The following is a 21,854-nucleotide window of genomic DNA, read 5'->3' on the forward strand; positions in this document are numbered from 1 at the left end:
GTCAGCCCACGGCCTGTCCGAGGATCCGTCAGCGACAGCTCTCTGCAGCACCGGCGTAAAATTGCCTGTTCTCGTCCGTTTGGTGTGGTAGCTCGTTTCTGCCGTCCGTTCTTTCACAGTGGTTGCGAGAATCTCCCCCAAAATCATACAGAAAGTGATTCGTTTGTGGCGTTCAGATCACGCTGTGTCGACTCGTTCGTGAAGTACCGAATGTGCGGTTGAAAATAATATATTGACGAATTAGGTGAATCCAGCGATGAGCAACTGAATAAATGCAAAGAGTATCAGCACAATCGACGTGAAGATTAGGGCCTTCTGTAGACGTTTTGGGTTCCGGATTGACGCCTTGTAATGTGACCGGTCCCACACACTGAAACTGTACGCTGGGTCGTAGCTGGGAGACCTCCCTGGCCTCAGTGTTCGGAATCCATCTTCGCTCCCAGATGCACCGGCTGCCCCGATACCTACAGTTCCGTGCCCCTCATACGCGAGAAGTTTGTTCCCGATAATTACTGTCTCGGTGTCGCCATCTTCGAGCGGCCCGAATTGCCTTGTCCCTTCGTGAACAATTTGCGTTGGATCAGTCGTGATACTCCACGAGAACTCACTGTCACCGTCGAAGTCGTACTCCGAACCATCATTCTCGATGGTAACCTCAAATTCAGGGGCCTGGTCAGTGAAGTAGACGGGGTCCGGCTTCTCGACGGGCTCGACCCTGAAGGTTAGCCCTTCGAACATTGTTACTTCTTGTGAGGCGGGCATTCAGAAGTCGGTCATGTCGCTCCGATCAAGAATGTTGCTGTCAATCCACAACCATTACACTTCGATAGCGCGGCCAGCCTCGACGTTCTTATGTAACTTTAGGTCGCACACACCGGCCCGCATGTTACATAAGACTAGCAAAAAGAACTGACGGCTGCCGTCGCGCCAAGGTTCGCGCTACCTCATTGACCTCTTAGTTGTCTTAATCAATACTAAACCAATTTTGGGCGGAATTGATTATATCACGACCATTTTGAAGTACCCCGCCGCTGTCGGGTAAGCACGAATGCTAAACCGGCTCGTGCCGCCGTTTCCCAGGTAGAGCCGACAAGAGCGGGGTCCAAGATTTCTCTGGGGCTCCTCAGCCGAGCCCACGTGAACTGCGAGGACAGCCTCGTGATAGACCAGATGCCTAGGACCTATATCACGACACCGCACGAAAGGTGGTGTATGGCCGGAGGTGAATCAAGTTCCGAGGACCCGATGGAACGCCAACCCACGGATGAAGACCGGGTACGAATGATCGCCCGGCAGGTCTCGGAGCCGCGGACAGCTAACTGGATCGCCTCCGAAACGGACTGGTCACACGAACCCACTAAGCGCGTCCTCACACGGCTCGTCGACGACGGCATCCTCCACCGTGACGAGAGCGGCACCCACACCACGTACTATCCCGATTACCGGCGCCAAGCAATGCAGGAGGCGATGCGCCTGCGGGACAGCGGCCACACTGTCGAGGAGCTTACGGACCGGCTTGCGAAGATGAAAACACAAATCCGCGACTGGGAGGCCGAATTCGATGTCGGGTCACCGAACCAGCTTCGCGGCACACTCGCCGACAAAACGCTTGACAGCGACGAAGAAGACCGTCGGCGTGAGATTGCTCGTGAATGGGAACATCTCCAACGGCGTATCAAAATCGTCGGGTTCGCTATCCGCGAGTGGGACTTCCTCGCTCCGACGACAGAGCCCGCCGAGGCCAGTAGCTAACGGATGTCGGTCCCACGTCCCGGTGGTGACCCGAACGCGAATCTCTACGCCCAGCTGAGGCGGGACGTCCTTGATCGCGTGCCACAGATCACAGCCGTTGAGTACGTTCCTGACAATATCGAGGCCAAGCAGCTGCGAGCAATTTTCGATCCGGCTCGTCTTGACCCGCCAACCGGTCCTGAATCACCAGAACTGACCATCAAATGGTACCGACAGGACCCCCACGACTGGTTCCGTATCAACTACACTGACCTAAACACGGGATTTCACGCCGGCTGGCACCAAGATGAGGATCATCCTGACCTCGGGCGGACCCATTTCCAGTACTCAGTCGACGATGAAGAGGTCCACTGGGGAATCACGTTCGAACACGAGACCCCGTCCCTGATTCTCTGGGAGATCGTCGAAGATCTCCTCGAGGAGGCTCGCCCGAACTACCAATCCGGGAACGAGGACCTATGACCTCCGAGAAGGCGTCTGGAGAACGTGCCGGGCGGTCGCTCGCGAGTTCGTTCGAGCGGTATCTTCAGGACAAGGGGAAAGGCCGCGGTGGCGACGGCGGAAACTATCGACGCAACGCGGAACGCGAACTCGACCGGTTCGCCGAGTGGGCCGCCGGCGACCGGGGTCCTGACGACTGGACCGGAATCATTCCCGACGACGTCGACAGAGAGCCCACCTTCGAAGATATCGACAACGTGTCTTCCGCGAGTACGCTCGACATCTCGCCGGCGATCAGGGACTCAAACAGAATACTGTCCAAACCTATTACCGCTATATCTCTGCCTGGTGTGGCTGGTGTGCCAACGAAGGCTACCTCGAGGCGCATTACGCACAGCGAGCAAGCGCGATGGCCCCGCTCCCCGAGGACGACGGCCGCAAGCCTGGCGACCAGCAAGCATGGACGTCCGAACAACGCCATGCGCTCACCCGCCACGTCGACAAGCGAGCCCGCGACGCCGTCGAGTCGTACACGACACTTCCGGAGGGCGCGGATCCCCTCGACAAACAGCGAGCGCGATACGCGGCGCTGAAGGCTGCTCGTGACCGTGCGCTCGTGTTCGTTCTCGCGTACACGGCCGTCCGTGTGGGGGAGCTCCTCCGGGATCCGAATGACCCGCGCCGGCGTGGCGTTCGCTGGGAGGACCTCTCGCTTGAGGACGGGAGTATGGACGTCTACCGGAAGAAACAACAGTGGGACGCTGCCAGCCTCCCCGACCCGGTGATTTCGCCGCTACGAAGCTACCGGAAGTTGATGGACCCACCCACGGAGCGCTGGCCGGTGTTCCCGACGTTCGACCAGCGGACGCTCGCAGGGCTCCTCGAAGATGAGCTCGCCGACCGAGGTGCGCGCCCGGATAGAATCGACGAGCGACGTGAGAAGTACGCTCGAGACCTCCTGTTGGCCCTTGAGGAAGACATACGGCCACCGTCTATCACGACCGACGGCGCACGGTCGATGCTCCAACGACTCACAGAGGAAGCGGGAATCGACATCAATCACCCGAAGCACGGCTATCTCGCCCCGCACGGCGGCCGACGTGGCATGGGCGAGGTCCTTGTTCGGGCCTTCGGATACACTGTGGCCGCGCGGTATCTGGACAACTCCGAGGAGATGGTTCGCGAGCGGTACTCGCATATCGAGGCCGGCGAGCTGGGAGATGTCGCCACAGAGGCTCTGGCCGAAGTCGATGGTGGCCGAGATTAACCAACACACTGAGCCAGACGAAATATCTGTTGGTTAATAACATCAGACCTATGTCCTGTGTGAGAATACAAATTCGATTAAATGAGCGTGACCACACAGGGTCATGTCCCTCCCAAAATACTCTCAGTCAAATAAGTCTCCCTGGCATTGTAGAAACGAAGCGGATAGAGTAATTGTGCCTGAGATACTCTTTCGCTTCATTACACCGGCGGCGTCGGTCAAAAACGCTGTGCTTCCAGCCCCACCGCGGTGATAATCAACGACGTCTCTCGTTGGTAGAAATCATTCGAAATCATTCAGTTACCCTCTGTCTTGGGGTAAGATGTTCAGTGTGTCGGCGATAACGGTCGCACTGACGGCGCCAGCAGCAATTGTCACGAGTTCGATGATGTCGTCGTCACCAAAACCAGCGGTACGAAGCAAGTCGATATCTTTCGTCGCCCCCTTGAGGTCGCGAAGCGACATCGCCCCGCCACCAATCAAGTATACTGTGAGCGGATCGGTCAGTGCCTCTGCGATTCGCTGGAACTCCTCCACTCCGGAAGCCGATCGTCGTCGACCTCGCCGTGCGTCTCGAGGTAGCGGAGCAAGGAGTCGATCTCGTCTTCGAGTCCATACTTTGCCGCCCGCGCTCGGAGGTCCTCTTCGTCGCGAGCTCGGAGATCGTATCGCCGCGGTCGACTGTTACGAGGAGCTTGAGTTCGATACGCCGGAGCATGGTGTAACATAGCAGAAAAATAATATATAAACAAGTTTCCTATAATGTTACAAAGAACGAGGTTGAGGAGTCAGCAAACTTGCTTAACCAACAAAACTATCCATTTTGAGTTTGTGTTGGTTAACATGAGGTGACCGCTAATGTCCGACGAGCCACCGACGCCGCCGGCGGGACTCACAGCAGATATGGTCGACACACTCAACGGGTACTCCCCGGACCAGCTCCAACACGTCGTAAACTACGCCGAGGAACTCGCAGAACACAAAGCGCATGAGGCTCGTCTCGAAGAGGAGTCAGCGGAGAACGAGACCGACGAGCACCCCGATAATCTTCCGGATGATGTCCCGTCGAAGGCTACGATCACCATCAAGGAGATCAACGACAACCGCTACTACTACTGGCAGTGGAGAGAAGGAGACAAAATCAAGTCGAAATACAAATCTCCGGTTAATCCAGAAGGAGATTGAGAAAAATATCGCTTGACACACACCACGTTTCCGGTGAATTCTCCGCCGACATCCAACCGATACCCCCCGTGTGCGATATGATTTCGTCTTTTCTTTCGGGCCCATGAGCGCAGAAAAACTAACCGAGGAGTAGTAGGGAGACACCCTGTGTGCAATATGAAATCTTGCGTAGTGTTGTCAGACCTATTTAGTCATTTCAACAACGGATCCATCAGAACCAACCCCCCGTGTGCGAAATGAATTCAGTGCTGGGGTCGGCAACTCTTCGCGTTACTTATTTTCGGCTCTGGTGAATCACTAGACAGCAGCGGAACGAACCGTCAGAACTAGGGAAGTGAAGCGGGAAAGTCCGATTGATCCATGTCGAAAATCTCCCGCTTCACTCAGAGAGTGGTGACGTTAGCAAAAAATGCTGTTGGTGGCCGAGGCGAAGCTGCCGCCCCCGAAGGGGGTGGCGGCTTCGCCGATTACGCCGTCGTTTCCCTGCACTGTCTCCGGATTTACTTGGCAAAATCCTACCGCGACGCACTTGATTTGCTGAGCGAGATGCCACAAATTTTGGCCGAGATAGGGCTCGAACCGGACGAGTTGCCTGATCATTCGACGTTAGTGAAGTGGTTTGATAGAATCACGATGGCAGTCTGGCGAGTGCTCCTGCGCTGCTCCGCGCAGGAGCACGAGCCATCGGGACACGCTGCCATCGATTCGACGTATTTCGACCGCGAGAGCGCCTGCAAACACTACTGCCGCCGTACCAACTACCGTGTCCAGACGCTCAAAACAACCGCACTCGTGGACACAGATTCTCAAGCAATCCTCGATGTCCACTGCACAACCGGGAAACGCCACGACACGCAGATCGGCTGGCAGGTCGCCCTGCGCAACGCGGGCGACCTGCACAGCCTTGCCGCTGACAAGGGCTATGACTGGCAGGAGTTACGCGACAAATTGCGCGAAGAAGGCGTGAGACCACTGATCAAACATCGTGAGTTCTCTCCCATCGACCACGCACACAACGCGCGGATTGATTCGGCTGATTACGGTCAGCGATCACTCTCTGAAACAGTGTTCTCCTCGATCAAACGCACGCTCGGCCACGCCGTGCGTGCCCGAGCGTGGTACCGCGAGTTCCGCGAGATTGCCGCAATGTGTCTCGTCTACAACATCAAACGAAGCTTTACCCACCCAAATTAGGCCACGTATGGCGATTCACCAGAGCCTTATATTTATATTGGCCCGATATGTCCGCTGCCGCATCGAAGTTAATAAACTCCCGGGGAGATCGACCTCGTGGAGAATGAACCATTGTCGATACTAAACAAATATCATATTTCGTAACTGAATAGACTGTCTCTAACTGGTTCTATAGTCCGTGCACCGAGTACACTATCTTTTACGCTCTTGGGTAAGCGATTGTTGGTGGCGTCATAGCGCAGTTTCCAAGATGATTTTGAGCGCTTCCTCGCCGGGTTTTCGGCGGACTCGTTGGCGGAGCTGAAGTCCTCTCAGATACGGCGTGAGTTTGTCTTTGGAGACGCCTCGATGCGGCGAGAGCCACCGTCGCGCCAGCGACGCGTGGCTCTCGCATGTGTTGACGTGCACATCACCATCAACATATTCGCCCTCACCGCGGACGACGTACTGGCGGTCGAACGTGTCGTCCGAGTCAAGTGGCTCGTAGGCCCGAAAGCCGTCAGTATAGACAGTCAGCGACTCCTGCTGGCGTAGACGCCAGCAACAGCATATGGCGGCCCGGACGCTTACACGGTCAGGAGGTCTGCTGCCTTCTCCGCGATAGCGATTGTGGGTGCGTTCGTGTTCCCGCCGACGATGCGTGGCATGACCGATGCGTCCACGACACGCAGCCCGTTGACGCCCCTGACACGGAGGGTGTCGTCGACGACAGCCATCTCGTCGTCACCCATCTTGCAGGTCCCGACCGGGTGGTACACCGTCGAGGCGTGTTTGCGGACGAACTCGCGGATCCCCTCGTCCGAGGTGACATCGGATCCCGGATGAACCTCTGAGCCGCAGTACGGCGCCAGCGCTTCGGTATCGGCAATTTCCCGGGCGAGTTTGACCCCCTCGACCAGTGGTTCGATATCACTGTCAGCGCTCAGGTATTCGGGGTCGATAACCGGAGAGTCGTGCGGGTCGCCTGAAGCCAGCCGGACCGTCCCGCTGCTCTCTGGCCGAATCTGTGTCGGCATCATGGTGAAGAACGTGCGATCGTCGTCGGGTGCGCCGAGGCCGTGCTCAAGTAGGTACACCGGCGCGTTGTGGAACTGGAGGTCCGGTGCGGGCAGGTCGTCGTCAGTCCGGACGAAACAGCCAGTCTCGACGACGTTCGAGGTGGGTGCCGGGGCCGGTTGCCCGTCGGTCTGTTCGTAGACCACCCCGAGTTTCAGGTGGTCCTGCAAGTTCCGACCGACACCGGGGCGGTCGGCCCGGACCTCGATACCGTGGTCCTGAAGATGATCTGCAGGGCCGATGCCTGACAGCATGAGCAGCTGCGGAGAGTTTATTGCGCCCGCCGAGAGAATGACTTCCTCGCGGGCCTCGGCGGTTCTGGTCGTGCCGTCGTGTTCGTACTCGACGCCGACCGCGCGGTCCCCGTCAAACCTGACGCTCGTCACCTTCGCCTCAGTCTCGACGGTCAGGTTCGACCGGTCGAGGACAGGTGTAATGTACGCGGCCGCACTGCTACACCGTTCGCCGTCTTTCTGTGTCAGGTGGTAGAACCCGCCCCCCGCTTGCCCGTCGGCGTTGAAATCGGGGTTGTGATCGATGCCGACTTCAGCCATCGCCTCGACGAGCGCCTCCGAGACCGGGTGTGGCTCGACCTGCTCGGCGACGTTCAGCGGACCACCCTCACCGTGGTACTCGCCATCACCCGGCTCGAAGTGTTCCGCCCGCTTGAAGTATGGGACAATGTCGTCGTACCCCCACCCATCGTTGCCCAGTTTTGCCCATCCATCGTAGTCACTGGGATGACCTCGGATGTATATCATCCCGTTGAGCGAACTTGACCCGCCGAGGGTCTTTCCCCGAGGGTGGTACAGCTGTCGGTCGTTCAGCTCCGACTGCGGAACTGTGTGGTAGTCCCAGTCAACTGCCGAACTGTACAGCTCGGGAAACCGTGGTGGCGCGTGAATCTCTTCTCTGTTGTCCGGTTCACCGGCTTCAAGTAGGAGTACATCCCTGTCCTCGCTCCCGGAGAGGCGGTGTGCGAGCGCACAGCCAGCGGACCCGGCACCGACGACAACGAAGTCGTGAGTCGTGTTGTCGTAAGTCATAAAAACTCTACCGTCTTATACAGAGCAAGCTATGATAAAATTTCTCCCGCCCTTTCCGGCGGTGTTCAGATAAGTTTCAATCTCCAAGTCGGTTTCTGCCCGTGACTCACCCAAATACTGGCGGCCTGCGAAAATCGGAGACTTTCGTGATGACGGAAGAGCAGAGAGCTCTTTCGAACCACGCACAGCGAGTGTTCCGCGAATAACATGAGCTGAACAATGAAAGACAAGCGGATCGAGTCTTTCGGAACGCGGGAGTCGAACGTGCCGAGGGCTTGCTCCCTCTCAATCCTTGCCGTGAATCCGTACCTGTGGAAACGCTGCTACCTATACAAACCACCGTTTTCGATAAAATAGTTACGCCGTCTTGGAATCTACTATCGCCACAGCCGACAGGCGGTCCATATCGTGATGCGGTGCGGTCGCTGTCTGGCGGAAGCGGTGGCTCACCAGACCCGCACCGGCCGCTGAGGGCTGCTCGGATCGGCGGCCCTCAGCTCCCTCGTCTCTGTCCGCACTCAGTATGCTTCACTGTCGGGATCACGATCTCGTGACTCGAGGCGGTAGTGCGCGAACCAGAGATGCACCTATTCGGGCTTTCTCGACTGCCGCTCTAATGACTTCGACGCGCTTTGAAAACTAGCTCAGAAATCAGGAGACGGAAGCGCTCTTCTACCACAACTCAAGCGAGCCACCACCAGTTACTACGGGTTTATGTGCACGTCCACAAAACACTTGTTTCAGTGCATTTACCGCCTACTTTCAGCACCGATTACATCGATTTTGAGGGGGCGTGCGATTGACACCTACTAACTAAAACTCTATCAAATCGCCCTGTAGTACGTAAGCGACCCTCTTAGATTGTTAGGTCTGCCGAAGCGTATTAGCTTTCAAACCTTCTCTGAGCCATTACGGCGGCAGTCGAGCTTTAGCGCCCATGATTCGGCTCCCTTCGCGCATGGACCAGTCACTACCACGTGCTCGATGGCACGGTTCAGATATCGGTCTCGTGCGCCCCATGTCTTGGTTCACGTTCACATGGTATAGCAGCGTTTCCATCGAGTCACTACCCCCCCTTCCTGTTACATAGTCGCTCATGCGACCGTCCGTCGATGAGAGATCCCAACAGGTGTCCCGTCGAATAGTATACCTCGGTCTGTGACGAATCTGAAGCGCGGCAAAAGCCTGTCTTAAGTTCAGAAATCTATTAGTGTGTGTGCGGTTGTTGTGTGTGTGTATGTCAACCGAAGCTAAAGAAGCAATCGACCACCCCCTAGACCCCCTCCTGCCGGTCGAGATAGAAACCGCAGGCGAACTGCTCCGTGAAACATCCGAGTTCACTGACAACGCTCGGATGGTGAAAATTGAACTGAACGAACCATCAAAAGAGGCTCTAAACGAATACAGAGAGAACGGGACTGAAGTAAAGCGCGAGGCGTATGCGGTAATCCGGGACAGTCCGGAGCGGAAAACGTACGAAGCAGTCGTCTCGTTGGAAGCTGAAGAAGTTACAGAAGTGGAACACATCGACGGTGCTCAGCCGTCGATTGCCATCCAGGAGTTCATCGAGTGCGAACAGACGGTGAAGGAGAACGAGGAGTGGCAGGCGGCACTCGAGGACCGTGGTGTCGAGGACACCGACCGCGCGATGGTCGATCCGTTTTCCGTCGGGTACGACTTCATCCCAGAAGATATCAACCGCGACCGACGGATGGCACACGGCCTGAGTTACCTCCGACCGAGCGAAGAAGACGGCGACGAGGGGTACGCCAAGCCGATTCACGGTCTGCACGCGTTCGTCGACCTAGATATGATGGAGGTCGTCAAGATCGTTGACGACGGACCCCCGGACGAGGACAACATTTTCCCGCCCGAAGAGATGCACTATCGCGAGGGCGAGGTTGACCTCCGTGACGACGTGGAGCCGTACGACGTCGTTCAGCCCAACGGCCCATCCTTCGATGTCGACGGCCACAAAGTCGAGTGGCAGAACTGGGAGTTCCGCGTCGGCTGGACACAGCGCGAAGGGCTGGTCCTCCACAATATCGGCTACAACGACGACGGGGAGTTCCGGACGATTCTGAACCGTGCGTCGCTAGCCGAGATGTCGGTTCCGTACGGTTCGCCCGACCGTCACGACCGGTTCAAGAACGCGATGGATGCCGGCGAGTACAACATCGGCCGGATGGCTAAGTCCCTCGAAAAGCGGTGTGACTGCCTGGGCTACATGCACTACTTCGACGCGGTGATGAACACCATGGACGGTGATGTAAACGTCGTCCCGAACGCCATCTGCATGCACGAGGAGGACTATGGCCTCTTGTGGGAGCGGTCGGACTGGCGGACCGAGTCGGCTGAATCGCGCCGGAACCGCCGCCTAGTGGTCTCGTTTATCGGTGCGGTCGGTAACTACGATTATGCCTTCTACTGGTACTTCTACCAGGACGGTAGCATCCAAATTCAGGTCCGACTCACTGGGATTGACGCCACCGCCACGGCAGCGAAGGGCGAGGACGTGACTGGCTACGACGAACTGCTTGCGCCACAGCTCAAGTCAGCCATTCACCAGCACTTCTTCAATTTCCGCTTGGACTTCGACATCGACGGCACCGAGAACAACATATATGAGGTCGAAAACCAGACTGTTCCGACGGGGCCTCAGGGATTCAGTCCACACGCCGACCCCTCGGTTGACTCACCCAACCCCGGCGGCAACGCGTTCTACGCCGACCAGCGCCAGCTTGAGAGCGAACAGGAAGCTCAGCGCCTCATCAACCCGCTTGAAGGGCGGTACTGGAAGGTGACCAACCCGAACAAGACGAACAAGCTGGACAAGGAGGTCGGCTACCGTATCGAACCACGCGAGAACGTCAAAGCAGCACAGACCGACGACAGCAGCGTAATGCGACGTGCGGGCTTTATTGACAATCACCTCTGGGTCACCCCGCACGACGAGGACGAGCGCTTCCCGGCCGGTGACTATCCGAACCAGGCCGAGGGTCCGCAGGGACTCCCCGTCTGGACCGAACAGAACCGCGACCTCGACAACAAGGACCTCGTAGTCTGGTACACGCTAGGGAAAAACCACGTCACTCGACCCGAGGACTGGCCGGTGTTGCCCGTCCAGATGGCGAACCTGAAACTGACGCCGGACAACTTCTTTGACCAGTCCGAGGCCATCGACGTGCCGCCGGAACACGCTATCAACGCGGGCCACGACATCCCCTCGCGGGACGAGTTCCAGGACGAGACGGACGAGAGTAAGCAGGGAGCAGCAGACGACGACTGAGCAGGTTACGAGCCCGATTGTGCGGGCACTGGTGTCGGCAACGGCCGACTCCAATCGTACAGGTATCTAAGTGCCCTCCCCCACGGCCTGAAAGCTGTGGCATCCGGGCACCGGATGACCGACCTGCTGAAGCAGAGCGTTCGAGGGAGACTCGCACACAGGTGACAAGGTGGCCGGTGGCTGTCGGGTTAGCCGAGGTTGATGTTGATTGCTTTGGTCTGGGTAAACTCGTCGATTGCTTCAGCGGCGTTTTCTCGGCCAGTTCCGGATTGTTTGTAGCCGCCGAAGGGCTGTCCTGCAGACACGTCGTTGTAGTGGTTGACCCAGACAACGCCAGCTTCGAGTCGTCGGGCGGTCCGGAGGGCCTTCGTTACGTCACCAGAGATGACGCCAGCAGCGAGACCGTAGTCGATGTCGTTTGCGAGTTCAACCACGTCGTCCTCGTCGCTCCAGGAGAACGTCTCCATGACAGGGCCGAAAATTTCTTCTTGGACCGACGGGTGGTCGTGGTCAATATCATCGATGACGGTGGGTAGATAAAACGCCCCGCCGGCAAGTGAGTCGTCGTCAGGCGCGTTGCCACCGGTGCGGATGGTCGCCCCGCTCTCGCGGGCGGCCGTGACGTAGTTGTGGGTCCGTTCGACCTGCTTGGCGGAGACTTTTGGTCCCATGTCTGTCTCTTCGAGCAGTGGATCGCCGACCGACATCCCGGCAGCAGCGTTGGTGAACGCCTCCATGAATTGGTCTTCGATATCCTCGTGGATGAACAACCGGGAGCCGGCGGCACAGCACTCGCCCTTGTTGAAGAAGATGGCCATCATCGCCGCTTCGACCGCCTCTTCAAGATTGGCGTCCGGATAGACGATGACGGGGCTCTTGCCGCCGAGTTCGAGCGTCGTCTTTTTAATATCTTCCGCGGAGTTGCGGATAATCTCCTTGCCGACTTCGGTCGACCCGGTGAACGAGATTTTGGGGACATCCTCGTGCGTGGAAAGTGGCTGACCCGCGTCCTCGCCATAGCCGGTGACAACGTTGACGACACCATCGGGGACCGTGTCGTCGACGAGTTCCATCAGTTTGAGGATGGACAGCGGCGTCTCCTCAGACGGTTTGAGAACCACGGTGTTGCCAGCGGCAATGGCGGGGCCGAGCTTCCAGATGGCGATCATCAGCGGGAAGTTCCACGGGATAATAGCACCGACGACTCCGTATGGCTCCTTGAGCGTAAAGACCTGTTTCTCTCGGTCGAAGAGGTCGTTTGTCTGGCGCGTCTCCCCGTTTACGTTTCGCGCCGCGGCCGCGTAGTAGGTAAGATGGTCAACAATCAGTCCCATGTCACCCATCGCCTCGGTGATTGTCTTTCCGGTGTCGAGGACTTCGAGCGTTGCAAGCGTCTCTTGATTTTCCTCCACTGCGGCGGCCATCTCCGAGAGGACGCGCTGGCGCTCGCCTGGTGAGGCGTCTTTCCAGCCGCCCTCAAACGCTTCGTGTGCTGCTTCGACAGCCGCGTCGATGTCTACGGCGTCGCCGGCCGGCACCTCGCCGACCACCTCGCCCGTTGTCGGGTTTCGCGTCTCGATTGTCTCGTTGCTCTCACCGTCGACGAACTCCCCACCGATGTAGTGGGCGAGATTGTCGGGGACGGCGTCTGCGGCAGCATCGCGGTGCCTTTGTTTGATTTCATCTTCTGTTTCTGTGGAATTATCATCGGCTGTACTCATACGTAGGACAGTGCCAACGTTTGTCATGAGACTGTAAATAATTAACTGGTCCCGTTACAAGGCGGTAGCGGAAGATAGGTTGTCGCTCTTGTGTAGTCTAGCCGAAGACATTGGCGATGCAGTCAATGACTCCCTGGATAGGTGCGTGGCTGAGATTTAGTGAACGGAGAAAGACATAGGTACGAGCGGCCTGCTCCAAGCCCTGCTTGGACTGCTCTATTGGAAATGGATGACTACGTGGCGATTAGTCGATTTCGGCGGTATCTGTCTAACTAAGTTTCACCTTTCAATATCTGAACCATTCTCACTTGGAATTGTTTCGTTGATTTCGGACAAAAGGAAGGAGAAACTCCTGTAAGTTCCTCAGTAGAAGGCGGATTTTCGATCAGGAATTCCAGCAATCCGGCTGCTGTGCCGCATTTTCAACAGATCTCAATCGGTTGAGTAGAACGTTGTTCACGCGCACCAACGCTGTCATAGCGGTCGTCCTTTGACACCTCACGTATATCACGACAGCCACCAAAGTAAGAGACATGACACAACCTCGGTCCGAGCAACATCGTGAGGACGGCCGGACGGCCGCATCTGGTCGTTCAGCTATCGACGTATCGGGGCTGGAACTGACCTACAGCGACGGCACAGAGGCGGTCGCGGGCGTCAACATGACTATTCCGTCGGGGGAGTTCTTTGGCTTTCTTGGCCCCAACGGCGCAGGCAAGACGACGACTATCAAAGTGTTTGCGACGTTGCTGTCTCAGACCGGCGGCGAGGTCCGTGTTAACGGATTCGACGTAACGGACAACCCGAGAAAAGTGCGAGAATCGATCGGCTATATGGCTCAGAAAACCAGTGTCGATCTTGAATTGACCGCCCGCGAAAACATCCGCTTCGCCTGCGAGGCCTACGGTGTCCCTAGAGGTGAACGGGCCGAGCGGGTCGATGAACTGCTCGAATTGGTCGATCTGGCCGATGTGGCCGGAAAGGAGGCCGAGGAGTTCTCCGGCGGGATGCAGAAGCGATTGGACGCGGCGACGGCGCTGGTCCACCGGCCGCCGCTCGTGTTCCTTGATGAGCCGACGACCGGGCTGGATCCGAAGGCGCGCAATCGGCTGTGGGAATACTTCCAGCGCATCAACGACGAAGGAACGACGATTTTCCTCACCACGCAGTACCTCGAAGAGGCCGACCAGCTCTGTGATCGGCTGGCCGTCATCCTCGACGGTGAGATTGTTGCCGACGGAAGCCCGGCGGAACTGAAACGGGAGGTCGGTGGCGAGGTGCTTGACGTGGAAGTCGAAGACGGTGAGGCGGCGCGCGAACGGGCCACCGAGATTGCCCGCACCTTCGATGAGTTCGGGGAGGATGCGACCGTCAGCGTGACCGAGGAGGGGATTAGCGTCACCGCTCGGGAGGCCCGCCAGCACGGCACCGACTTGCTCGTCGCACTGCGTGATGCGGGGCTGACCGTTACCGGCTTCAATATCCGTGCCCCGACACTGGATGATGTGTTCCTCGCGATCATGGGCGAGGAAGAGAATGAGGCCGACGGTATCGAATCGGAGGCCGAGCAATGAGTTCCCTAACCGGCGACGAGCAAGCCAGTGACCAGCAGCACGACCGCCCGGTCAACCGACAAAAGAACACGTTCTTCGGCGACGTGTGGGTGAATTTCAAACGCTGGAATATCAAGGCTGTCCGGAACCCGTTCGTCTTGGTGGTGTCGCTGGCCCAGCCGATTATCTTCCTCGTTCTTTTCACCGAAGTCTTCGGCAACGTCGCGGGCCGAGCCGTCAGTCAAGGGCTGCCGGGGATCAGCTACGAGAGCTACCTTGTCCCAGCCATCGTGATCCAAGTGTCGCTGGCGGCGGCAGTCACCTCCGGCATCGGCCTGGTCAACGACATCGAGAACGGAATGTTCGAAAAAGTGCTCGTCTCGCCGATGAACCGCACTGCCGTCTTCGCTGGCAAGACCGCCGCTGAGGTGTTCCGCATCGCTGTGCAGGTATCGGTCATCCTTGGCCTCGGCGTCGTAATGGGCGCGGAGATTAAAACCGGCGTCGTCGGTGCGGCCGGTATCGTTGCTGTTGGCGTCATCTTTTCTCTGTGGTTCGTCGCGCTGTCAAACTCGTTGGCAATCCTCACCCGCGACCAGGAGTCGACGATTATCGCCGCAAACCTGCTTCAGTTTCCCCTACTCTTCCTGTCGAGTGCTTTCCTGCCGCTGTCGACTCTCCCCGGATGGATCCAGACGTTCGCCCGACTCAACCCGGTCACCTACGGCGTCGACGCCGCTCGGTCGCTGATGCTCGATCAAGACGTGATGACCGTCATCGAGATGTCGTCCTTTGGGGGTACTCTCGATGGCGTCGTCCCCGGGGTGGCAGTACTTGGGGGCATCGGTCTGGCTCTTGGTGCTGTTGCAGTCTTCCTGCTCGCTCGCGCGTCGAGTTCGGACGTGCAGTAGCACGAGAGTTCGAGTTGCTCCTCGACGGCGTTGAGAGTTCTCCAAAGACCGACAGCGAACCGAAGCGCGCTTCGCAGTCTTTCTGATGGGTCGTCTCAGCTTGCGCGCCGGCGAAGTCGTCCACATGCGCGAGGACTGGACCGACTGGCGACAGCGCCGAATCGAAATCCCCAGACAGCAGGACTGTTATCTTGGTCAGGATGGTGGAATTTGTGGATATTGCAAAATGCAGTCTGCAATTAATACGCTGTCGACTAGTTCGACTGTAACCAACTCACAGCGTCTTCGTATTCCTCAAACCACTGCCTTTCAATGTCGTCATCTGCCCCCTCGGTCACACTTTCTATGGACATTTTCGAGACGATGCTTTCCGGGGCAACTACGGCCACATGGTCGACGCCTGCTGCTTCCGCGTTTGGTCCCCACGTTTTCTGACTCCACTCCTGATCTTCCTGATCTATTGCCGGGTGGTCACGAGTGTCAGCGAGAACGTTTGAGCATTGAGTGTCCTCAACAGCATCGATAACAGTATTCATATATTCACGGTACTTGTCCCCCTCTGCGTACTCAGTCATTTCAGCCGAGACAATGTTCTCATTAGGTCTGTAGAGCGTGTCATAGAATACGTCTCATACCCTCTATCCGGCGATTATACCACACTCATTTCGCGTGTCATCTAGTGATTTGCCTCCATCATAGATTGCATTCGGGGACGAAATCGTGAATAATAGCTGTTGCGAACTATTGTATGACACGCTCTCTGTACTCAACTGTTGCGTGCGCTTTGTCTAAGTAGGTCTCTGCCATTGGACCGCACCAGTGTAGTAGGTATATAAATCCACGCCGCAAATTATCATTGAAGAAAATGATATTTATGCAGACAGTGATACCAACAGATTCGACGTGACCGGTGTGCAAGATACGCGCCCTCTATCTTGCACGGCACGCCCTGACAGAAGCCGGAGGGAGCTGTTTCGGTATCGTCGGTAAGAGCCTCGGTCCTTCCCGAACTTGTATGATGCGGAGGTGGCAACGACACCCCCTGACGACCGTACCACGTACGGGCTCCCAGACCTCATTGAGGTGCCGTGTTGAATAGATGCTGAGTCATGGTTAGCGCGGTTCACAGAGCGGTTCTATGTTCGAGATGGCGAACATGAGGACGATTTCACGGAACTGCCGATACCAGCCGAGCGAGCGCTTCGTTGTTGAGTACGAAGTCTCGGCCATCCAGCGCTGAGAATAGCCTTTTGCCCGGATGAGCGCGTTGTGTCCAAGCGTCAACGACCTCGATCCACGCTGTAAGATGAGTGGTTCGACACCGAGAGCGTAGAACTCGTATTTCGTGAGCCAGTTGTGGAACGCCTTGTCAGCAGCGACGGACAGCAGGTCGTCCGCGTTCCGCCGGACGACCTGCGGCCCGGTCTTGGTATCGTGTTTCCACCGGGCCGAGATATGTACGTCAAGAACGGCAAGAGACTCTCTGTCGGTTAATGTCGTCACTTTCAACGTCTGAACGGTACTTCCCGACCGCTGGCGGTAATACGACGAGGCTGAGCGACGGTCGAAGAACGTGCTGTCGAGTGCTGCGTGGCCAGACTGCAGGTGTTGCTGCGCTGAAACGCGCAGCAACGCCCGCCACACCCACATTTCCAGCCGGTCGAACGATTTGTAGAGAGTGGTGAAGTCAGGCAGATCGTCCGGATCTAGGCCAAGTGCGTCACAAATCTCGGTCATATACTTGAGCCGGTTCGGTGTTTCACGGTAGCTGTGGCCGTTTTCGAGCCGAAAACAGTGGAGAACGACATGCTTCCAGCGGGCGAACCCGCCGCTGGCGGGCTCGCCCGCGTGCTTCCCCAACGCTTGTTTGGCTAAGGTACCGACACTGCTCAATGAAGTCGAGGAGATCGATCTCCATGGTCAGAGTCGATTTCCTCGGCTTCGACCTTCTACTCAGTGATATTAGCCGATTAGATCGCTATTCAACACGGCAGAAATAGTATCACTCACATCTGGCAACAACTCCACTCACCCAGCAACGTACTCGAGGTAGTCACAGGATCTCTCGTGAGTGAAGTATACTCCTGAAGAGCTATCTAGAGTCGTCGAACGGGGCGTCCGCTCCAACGGAATGAGAAGATTGGGGACTCTCAGAAGCGGTATTCAGCAACTTCCGCTGACTCGCAGTGCGGGCATTCCTCGATTGGCGTGTCGAGTGTCACTCCGCAGTTCCGACATTCGTAATGAATCTGCGTGCTCTCACTGAACATCCCTCGCAGTGGGTCGAACACGCTCATCATATCGGTCACATAGGGTGTTATGTGGTATCAAACCTTCCATCTCTGACCAGTCACTGGCCTGCATACCCGTCACCGTCCAAACAGCAAGACACTATACCTTCACGCTCGAACTGTCGTCTGAGTTCTGAAATGGGTGGCCAGCCAAGACAGTCTCAGCGGTTTACGTTTGCTGACGCTGTCGATGTCCCCGCTACGCTCGAGACGTGTCACATCCAGTTTCTCGACATCAACCCCTCCAGAGCCATCGTGATATACAGCGACGCGATTTTTGATGTTGACAGCGGCGAGACACCCCTGTCAGCTGCGACAACCGTCGAAATCACGATGTTCGAGCCGCCAGACGACGTCGACTCTGCCGACCGCGAGACGCTCGCTGCGCTCATCGAGGACCTTTCTGATCGCCTCGCCAGTGTGAGCGGGACCACTGCAACCCGCCAAGAGTGACTTCTAGGAAGATAAGGTGTTACGAGATCTCGTCTAACGAGTCATACTCGCTCCAGCACTCGCAGTCGAGATCCCCAATTGACGTGACTTCGTCAGGCAGATCAGAGAGCGGCATCCCATCGCCGACGGTAGGGCAGTCCTTGGTGTGAATCGAGAAGTCGTCAGCCGACATGGTAGCCATATCTACGAGTCGCGTCTCCCGTCTCCAACGAACTACTGCCGTCGTCTTACCCGGGTAATGGTGAGGAGTACGGGCCCAAAACGGGTCACTCGGCATTCGAACGGGTATGGAACGTCGTCCCCGTCCGGAAACTGGTCAACTCCTCGATCCGAGCCTCGAGTGCTTCGATTTCGTCCCGGAGTTCGGCTGCCTCGTCGTCATCACTAGCAGCAAGTTGGTCTTTCAACCCCTGGAGCCGTGTCTCCTTGCTCTCTTCGTCGACATCGGCCTTGCGGACGTACTCGGATTCATCGATCTCATAGACGTCCGATTCGGAGAGTTCCGTCACCTCGAGGGCGTCGTCGACTTTACTGCGGTCGACGCTGGTAATCTGCTCACGATCGACGCCTGCGGCTTCTAGCGTCTCGATGACTGCCTGGTCGTCTTTGAGTGACTTGTTGCGCCGTGACGTCCGCTGGACGGAGCCGAAGGGACCGCTGACTGGGCGGTCGTGATGTAACCGGGTGAGCAATACGTCGGCAATCTCCTTCCGAAGGCTATCGGCGTTGCGTTGGACATCTGAACACAGTGTATACAGGTTGACCAGGGCGTCAGTCTCGAGGTCTTCGAAAGTGTCGAGGTCGTGGCGTTCGAGCGCGTCGACGAGCAAGAGTGCGTCAGCGTAGACATCAAGCTCGGGTTCAGTCCGCTCGCTGGCGTCAGCTGGCGAGCTGTCATCGTCGAGAACCTGCGTGGCTGTTGGTCCCTCTGTTTCGACGATCATGCCCTGTTGTTCGTCGACTTCGAAGCGTGGGTGGAGACTTAACACTGCGGGGTACGGGTCGGCGTCTGGCGGGAGTCGATCTAGTTCGAACGCACCGTCGTTGTCAGTGACACGCCGATAGAGGGTCTCGAATTGATCGCGTTGCAAGGGCCGTGTGGTGTCGATGTCACGATCAAGAAAGTCGATGACAACCCGTTGTTCTTGGATATCGTGGAGACGAAAGCGATCCCGAGAGAGCGGCGTCACGAGCGTCGCTCCATCGGGGAGGTCCTCAAGTTCCTCAAGGAGGGTGTGCCAAGAGACACTGAATGGCATACTGTTCTGTTGGATATCGGCAGGCAAAGAGTTACTGCCACTCTCACGCTGGAGTCTCTTGCCGACAGTGGGTCATCCCCATCACTTTGGCAGGAAGACTGTAGCAGTCGTTCTGAATTTAGCTGCTATATTTTAGCCATCCAGGATATGGCTTCAGACGCGCGAACTGAAGCGATAAGCACGGGAAGGATCTGTCGCACTTGCGGAGCAGACTCTTTGTAGTGGCTTTCTACGCTGGTAGTACACTAAGAACGCCACCATACCCCATCTAAGTGTATTATACGAATTTCAATACACTTATATCGGGCTGGGACGGTTCTAATTGTAATGAATCCCGCTGAGTTTGAAGATGGTCCGGGGCAGATCGAGCCACATGGCGGGCTCCCCTGCTACAATCCCGCAAGCCTCCCACCAGAACTCGAGTTCACCGAAGAAATCCTGGAAGCCCACGGTGATGCTCTCTACGCCCTCGGGCAACTCTCAACCCTCCACGATCACATCGAGAACGAGAACCTCCTTCTCGCCCCCTTCGTAGTTCGGGAAGCTGCGATGAGTTCCCAAATCGAAGGCACCGCAGTAACCGTCTCAGACATCATTCTCCACGAACCAGATGCCGAGCCTGAACGCTCCGCAGCATCTACACGCGATATCCGAGAGGCGTACAACTATGTCGAAGCTATCCAACTGGGATTCGACCAGCTTCAACGGGGGAACGGTGTTGACCAGGCCCTCCTCTGTGAACTCCACGAGTCCCTCCTACTTGATGTTCGTGGGGAAGACAAGCGGCCAGGAGAAATCCGAGACACGCCGGTCGTTATCGGCCCGAATCAAGATCCTCAGAACGCACAGTTTATTCCTGCTCACCCGGCCCACGTTCAGATACTGGTGGACCAACTTATCGCGTACAACCGGATGGAGAACTACCCACCACTCATCGATATCGCCCTTTCGCACTACCAATTCGAGACAATCCACCCATTTCGCGATGGGAATGGGCGACTCGGGCGGCTTCTCATCATGCTTCAGTTATTCGACGCAGGGCTGCTTGATGAGCCGTATCTGTACTTGTCTGCGTATTTCAACCGTAACCGGGCCGAATACTTCGACAAACTCCTCAGCGTGAGCAAGGATGGTGCTTGGGAAGAGTGGGTGTTGTTTGCGTTAACCGCAATTAGTGACCAAGCCCACGATGCCTACGAGTGTGGGCAAGAGCTCCTCAAATTACGGAACACGTATCTTGAACAGTACGAGGGGTATCCAGCAGTTCGCGATGTCGTGACCTATCTGTTTGAGGAGCCGTATCTGCAGGCGGGTCGTGCTCAAGACGCGACTGGGCGATCAAAGAAAGCAGTCTACAACGCGATCGATATGTTGGTCGACGATGGGGTCATCGAGGAAATCACTGGGAAAGAACGCGGAAAGATCTACCAAGCGCCGGAGATTCTCGCGATAGTCGAATCTCCCTGACTGTCTCTAGACGTCTGGTAGTAGTATTCGGATTTGTGGACTTCAGGTCGCGCCTCTGAAATCGCACACCGGATGCCTGAGATATAACAGCTAAATTCAGAACGACTGCTAGATCAACGGCGCAAGTCACCACGCAGAACAGCGGAACTGACGGGTCCCTTCTTGAGAGAGTGAACCACTCTAAGTCAGCGGAGAGATGGATAATATTAACCAACAACCGGTGCGATATTGCGGATTTGTTGGTTAACAATTCGAGCGCCGTCACTGATCAATCCCAATTGCCAGTCAGGAACTCCGCTAAATACGTGTGATCCGTTTCTGGCAGTGAGTTACCGGAACCGATGGGAGCTGACTTCAGCCTCTGTACCAGTGACGGCAAATTCCATACCTCAGAAATCTAGTACATTGAACACAATAACAACTTCTACTAATTGCTGTAATACAGCAGTCACAGCGTTCCAGTATCGTATCCAAATAACGGAGCCACACACCATTCTTGCAAGTGAAGTGCGTAGAATCATGAGGCTTCACTTGCAAGCGTGGTGTGTCTAGATCACGTTGTTAACTGTCGCGATATCTCGAATCGACTCAATCTCATTGTCCAGTCGAAGGACATCAGACATTGCATCAATTGCACTACTGAAAGGGACATCGAGTTGGTAGCTGTAGTAATTCCCTCGAGATCCACTTCGATTCTCATTCGCAGCAAGAATACCGAGCATTCGTAGATCAGAAAGATGGTTATGGACGGATCGTTGCGCTAGTGGATCTGTTCCAGAGGACTCACAGAGAGTTAGATACTCTTCATAGATTTCCCGAGTTTTGTTCGGCGTGTCTTTCTTTGCTGAGGCCGAAAGGTAACCGTCTGGTTCGGGGATGCTGAACACATCCAGAACCAGACACTTTCTCGTCATCAATTCGGTGATTCAATCGCGCCGATTACGGCGGTCAGGAAGTACCGACTATAAT

General features: G+C 56.5%; 16 protein-coding genes and 6 pseudogenes. 10 read left to right on the forward strand and 12 right to left on the reverse strand.

Annotation, left to right across the window (positions count from 1 at the left end):
• Nucleotides 1-240 precede the first annotated feature (240 nt).
• The gene (locus OSC37_RS17070; RefSeq protein ID WP_267164285.1) at nt 241-762 is read right to left on the reverse strand and encodes a hypothetical protein; all 522 of its coding nucleotides are present in this window, start codon (nt 760-762) and stop codon (nt 241-243) included.
• Between the two features lie 408 nt (nt 763-1,170).
• Between OSC37_RS17070 and OSC37_RS17075 the strand changes: the two genes are divergently transcribed.
• The 3 genes and pseudogenes from OSC37_RS17075 to OSC37_RS17085 all read left to right on the forward strand — a co-directional run bounded on the left by OSC37_RS17075 (nt 1,171) and on the right by OSC37_RS17085 (nt 3,460).
• Nucleotides 1,171-1,752, forward strand: coding sequence for a DUF7342 family protein (locus tag OSC37_RS17075; protein WP_267164294.1), 582 nt, complete (start codon nt 1,171-1,173; stop codon nt 1,750-1,752).
• A 3-nt stretch (nt 1,753-1,755) separates the two neighbouring features.
• The gene (locus OSC37_RS17080; RefSeq protein WP_267164295.1) at nt 1,756-2,214 is read left to right on the forward strand and encodes a hypothetical protein; all 459 of its coding nucleotides are present in this window, start codon (nt 1,756-1,758) and stop codon (nt 2,212-2,214) included.
• Nucleotides 2,211-3,460: pseudogene (locus tag OSC37_RS17085) on the forward strand (tyrosine-type recombinase/integrase). Before OSC37_RS17080 ends, OSC37_RS17085 begins: the two are co-directional and overlap by 4 nt.
• Before the next feature lie 492 nt (nt 3,461-3,952).
• On the opposite strand, the pseudogene OSC37_RS17095 reads toward OSC37_RS17085, so the two are convergent.
• Nucleotides 3,953-4,110, reverse strand: a pseudogene (locus OSC37_RS17095) (transcriptional regulator TrmB); the annotation flags it as partial.
• A 208-nt stretch (nt 4,111-4,318) separates the two neighbouring features.
• On the opposite strand from OSC37_RS17095, the gene OSC37_RS17100 reads away from it, so the two are divergent.
• Both OSC37_RS17100 and OSC37_RS17105 read left to right on the forward strand, forming a co-directional pair.
• Nucleotides 4,319-4,645, forward strand: a complete 327-nt coding sequence (locus OSC37_RS17100) for a DUF6788 family protein (RefSeq protein ID WP_267164297.1) — start codon at nt 4,319-4,321, stop codon at nt 4,643-4,645.
• Nucleotides 4,646-5,005: 360 nt separating this feature from the next.
• Complete coding sequence (locus OSC37_RS17105; protein WP_267162661.1) at nt 5,006-5,839, forward strand: IS5 family transposase; 834 nt, start codon at nt 5,006-5,008, stop codon at nt 5,837-5,839.
• Between the two features lie 231 nt (nt 5,840-6,070).
• On the opposite strand, the pseudogene OSC37_RS17110 reads toward OSC37_RS17105, so the two are convergent.
• Together OSC37_RS17110 and OSC37_RS17115 are read right to left on the reverse strand one after the other, a co-directional pair.
• A pseudogene (locus tag OSC37_RS17110) lies at nt 6,071-6,373 on the reverse strand (transposase); the annotation flags it as partial.
• 32 nt (nt 6,374-6,405) lie between these two features.
• Nucleotides 6,406-7,941, reverse strand: a complete 1,536-nt coding sequence (locus tag OSC37_RS17115) for a GMC family oxidoreductase (protein WP_267164298.1) — start codon at nt 7,939-7,941, stop codon at nt 6,406-6,408.
• Nucleotides 7,942-9,178: 1,237 nt separating this feature from the next.
• On the opposite strand from OSC37_RS17115, the gene OSC37_RS17120 reads away from it, so the two are divergent.
• The gene (locus tag OSC37_RS17120) at nt 9,179-11,230 is read left to right on the forward strand and encodes a primary-amine oxidase (protein ID WP_267164299.1); all 2,052 of its coding nucleotides are present in this window, start codon (nt 9,179-9,181) and stop codon (nt 11,228-11,230) included.
• Nucleotides 11,231-11,418: 188 nt separating this feature from the next.
• Here OSC37_RS17120 and OSC37_RS17125 read toward each other — a convergent pair whose 3' ends face one another.
• Nucleotides 11,419-12,951, reverse strand: a complete 1,533-nt coding sequence (locus tag OSC37_RS17125) for an aldehyde dehydrogenase family protein (RefSeq protein WP_267164300.1) — start codon at nt 12,949-12,951, stop codon at nt 11,419-11,421.
• A 97-nt stretch (nt 12,952-13,048) separates the two neighbouring features.
• A pseudogene (locus tag OSC37_RS17130) lies at nt 13,049-13,162 on the reverse strand (IS1595 family transposase); the annotation flags it as partial.
• Between the two features lie 322 nt (nt 13,163-13,484).
• On the opposite strand from OSC37_RS17130, the gene OSC37_RS17135 reads away from it, so the two are divergent.
• Nucleotides 13,485-14,525, forward strand: coding sequence for an ATP-binding cassette domain-containing protein (locus tag OSC37_RS17135; RefSeq protein ID WP_267164301.1), 1,041 nt, complete (start codon nt 13,485-13,487; stop codon nt 14,523-14,525).
• Nucleotides 14,522-15,415 (forward strand): ABC transporter permease, encoded by an 894-nt coding sequence (locus OSC37_RS17140; protein WP_267164302.1) that lies wholly within the window; start codon nt 14,522-14,524, stop codon nt 15,413-15,415. Before OSC37_RS17135 ends, OSC37_RS17140 begins: the two co-directional genes overlap by 4 nt.
• 254 nt (nt 15,416-15,669) lie before the next feature.
• Here the strand turns inward: OSC37_RS17140 and OSC37_RS17145 are convergent, their stop codons facing one another.
• From OSC37_RS17145 to OSC37_RS17155, 3 genes and pseudogenes are all read right to left on the reverse strand, one after another.
• A complete protein-coding gene (locus OSC37_RS17145; RefSeq protein ID WP_267164303.1) occupies nt 15,670-15,990 on the reverse strand; it encodes an STAS/SEC14 domain-containing protein in 321 nt (106 codons plus the stop codon).
• Nucleotides 15,991-16,528: 538 nt separating this feature from the next.
• A pseudogene (locus OSC37_RS17150) lies at nt 16,529-17,333 on the reverse strand (transposase).
• A gap of 232 nt (nt 17,334-17,565) precedes the next feature.
• Nucleotides 17,566-17,712: a hypothetical protein gene (locus OSC37_RS17155; protein WP_267164304.1), complete on the reverse strand. Its 147-nt coding sequence runs from the start codon at nt 17,710-17,712 to the stop codon at nt 17,566-17,568.
• Nucleotides 17,713-17,844: 132 nt separating this feature from the next.
• Between OSC37_RS17155 and OSC37_RS17160 the strand changes: the two genes are divergently transcribed.
• The gene (locus OSC37_RS17160; RefSeq protein WP_267164305.1) at nt 17,845-18,159 is read left to right on the forward strand and encodes a hypothetical protein; all 315 of its coding nucleotides are present in this window, start codon (nt 17,845-17,847) and stop codon (nt 18,157-18,159) included.
• Nucleotides 18,160-18,178: 19 nt separating this feature from the next.
• On the opposite strand, the gene OSC37_RS17165 is transcribed toward OSC37_RS17160, so the two are convergent.
• Nucleotides 18,179-18,340: a hypothetical protein gene (locus OSC37_RS17165; protein ID WP_267164306.1), complete on the reverse strand. Its 162-nt coding sequence runs from the start codon at nt 18,338-18,340 to the stop codon at nt 18,179-18,181.
• Nucleotides 18,341-18,425: 85 nt separating this feature from the next.
• A complete protein-coding gene (locus OSC37_RS17170) occupies nt 18,426-19,418 on the reverse strand; it encodes a DUF7983 family protein (RefSeq protein WP_267164307.1) in 993 nt (330 codons plus the stop codon).
• Nucleotides 19,419-19,745: 327 nt separating this feature from the next.
• Between OSC37_RS17170 and OSC37_RS17175 the strand changes: the two genes are divergently transcribed.
• The gene (locus OSC37_RS17175; RefSeq protein WP_267164308.1) at nt 19,746-20,885 is read left to right on the forward strand and encodes a Fic family protein; all 1,140 of its coding nucleotides are present in this window, start codon (nt 19,746-19,748) and stop codon (nt 20,883-20,885) included.
• Between the two features lie 548 nt (nt 20,886-21,433).
• Here OSC37_RS17175 and OSC37_RS17180 read toward each other — a convergent pair.
• Nucleotides 21,434-21,742, reverse strand: a pseudogene (locus OSC37_RS17180) (cell division control protein Cdc6); the annotation flags it as partial.
• Nucleotides 21,743-21,854 lie beyond the last annotated feature (112 nt).

The organism is Halovenus salina (assembly GCF_026410925.1).
Classification (GTDB): Archaea; Halobacteriota; Halobacteria; order Halobacteriales; family Haloarculaceae; genus Halovenus; species Halovenus salina.

Bases quoted from the DNA above. Each gene is read 5' to 3' on its own strand.
- OSC37_RS17155 (WP_267164304.1), bottom strand. From the start codon at position 17,712: ATGAGCGTGTTCGACCCACTGCGAGGGATGTTCAGTGAGAGCACGCAG.
- OSC37_RS17145 (WP_267164303.1), bottom strand. From the start codon at position 15,990: ATGACTGAGTACGCAGAGGGGGACAAGTACCGTGAATATATGAATACT.
- OSC37_RS17120 (WP_267164299.1), top strand. From the start codon at position 9,179: ATGTCAACCGAAGCTAAAGAAGCAATCGACCACCCCCTAGACCCCCTC.
- OSC37_RS17170 (WP_267164307.1), bottom strand. From the start codon at position 19,418: ATGCCATTCAGTGTCTCTTGGCACACCCTCCTTGAGGAACTTGAGGAC.
- OSC37_RS17165 (WP_267164306.1), bottom strand. From the start codon at position 18,340: ATGGCTACCATGTCGGCTGACGACTTCTCGATTCACACCAAGGACTGC.
- OSC37_RS17160 (WP_267164305.1), top strand. From the start codon at position 17,845: ATGGGTGGCCAGCCAAGACAGTCTCAGCGGTTTACGTTTGCTGACGCT.
- OSC37_RS17105 (WP_267162661.1), top strand. From the start codon at position 5,006: ATGTCGAAAATCTCCCGCTTCACTCAGAGAGTGGTGACGTTAGCAAAA.
- OSC37_RS17140 (WP_267164302.1), top strand. From the start codon at position 14,522: ATGAGTTCCCTAACCGGCGACGAGCAAGCCAGTGACCAGCAGCACGAC.
- OSC37_RS17080 (WP_267164295.1), top strand. From the start codon at position 1,756: ATGTCGGTCCCACGTCCCGGTGGTGACCCGAACGCGAATCTCTACGCC.
- OSC37_RS17115 (WP_267164298.1), bottom strand. From the start codon at position 7,941: ATGACTTACGACAACACGACTCACGACTTCGTTGTCGTCGGTGCCGGG.
- OSC37_RS17125 (WP_267164300.1), bottom strand. From the start codon at position 12,951: ATGAGTACAGCCGATGATAATTCCACAGAAACAGAAGATGAAATCAAA.
- OSC37_RS17075 (WP_267164294.1), top strand. From the start codon at position 1,171: ATGCCTAGGACCTATATCACGACACCGCACGAAAGGTGGTGTATGGCC.
- OSC37_RS17070 (WP_267164285.1), bottom strand. From the start codon at position 762: ATGCCCGCCTCACAAGAAGTAACAATGTTCGAAGGGCTAACCTTCAGG.
- OSC37_RS17135 (WP_267164301.1), top strand. From the start codon at position 13,485: ATGACACAACCTCGGTCCGAGCAACATCGTGAGGACGGCCGGACGGCC.
- OSC37_RS17100 (WP_267164297.1), top strand. From the start codon at position 4,319: ATGTCCGACGAGCCACCGACGCCGCCGGCGGGACTCACAGCAGATATG.
- OSC37_RS17175 (WP_267164308.1), top strand. From the start codon at position 19,746: ATGAATCCCGCTGAGTTTGAAGATGGTCCGGGGCAGATCGAGCCACAT.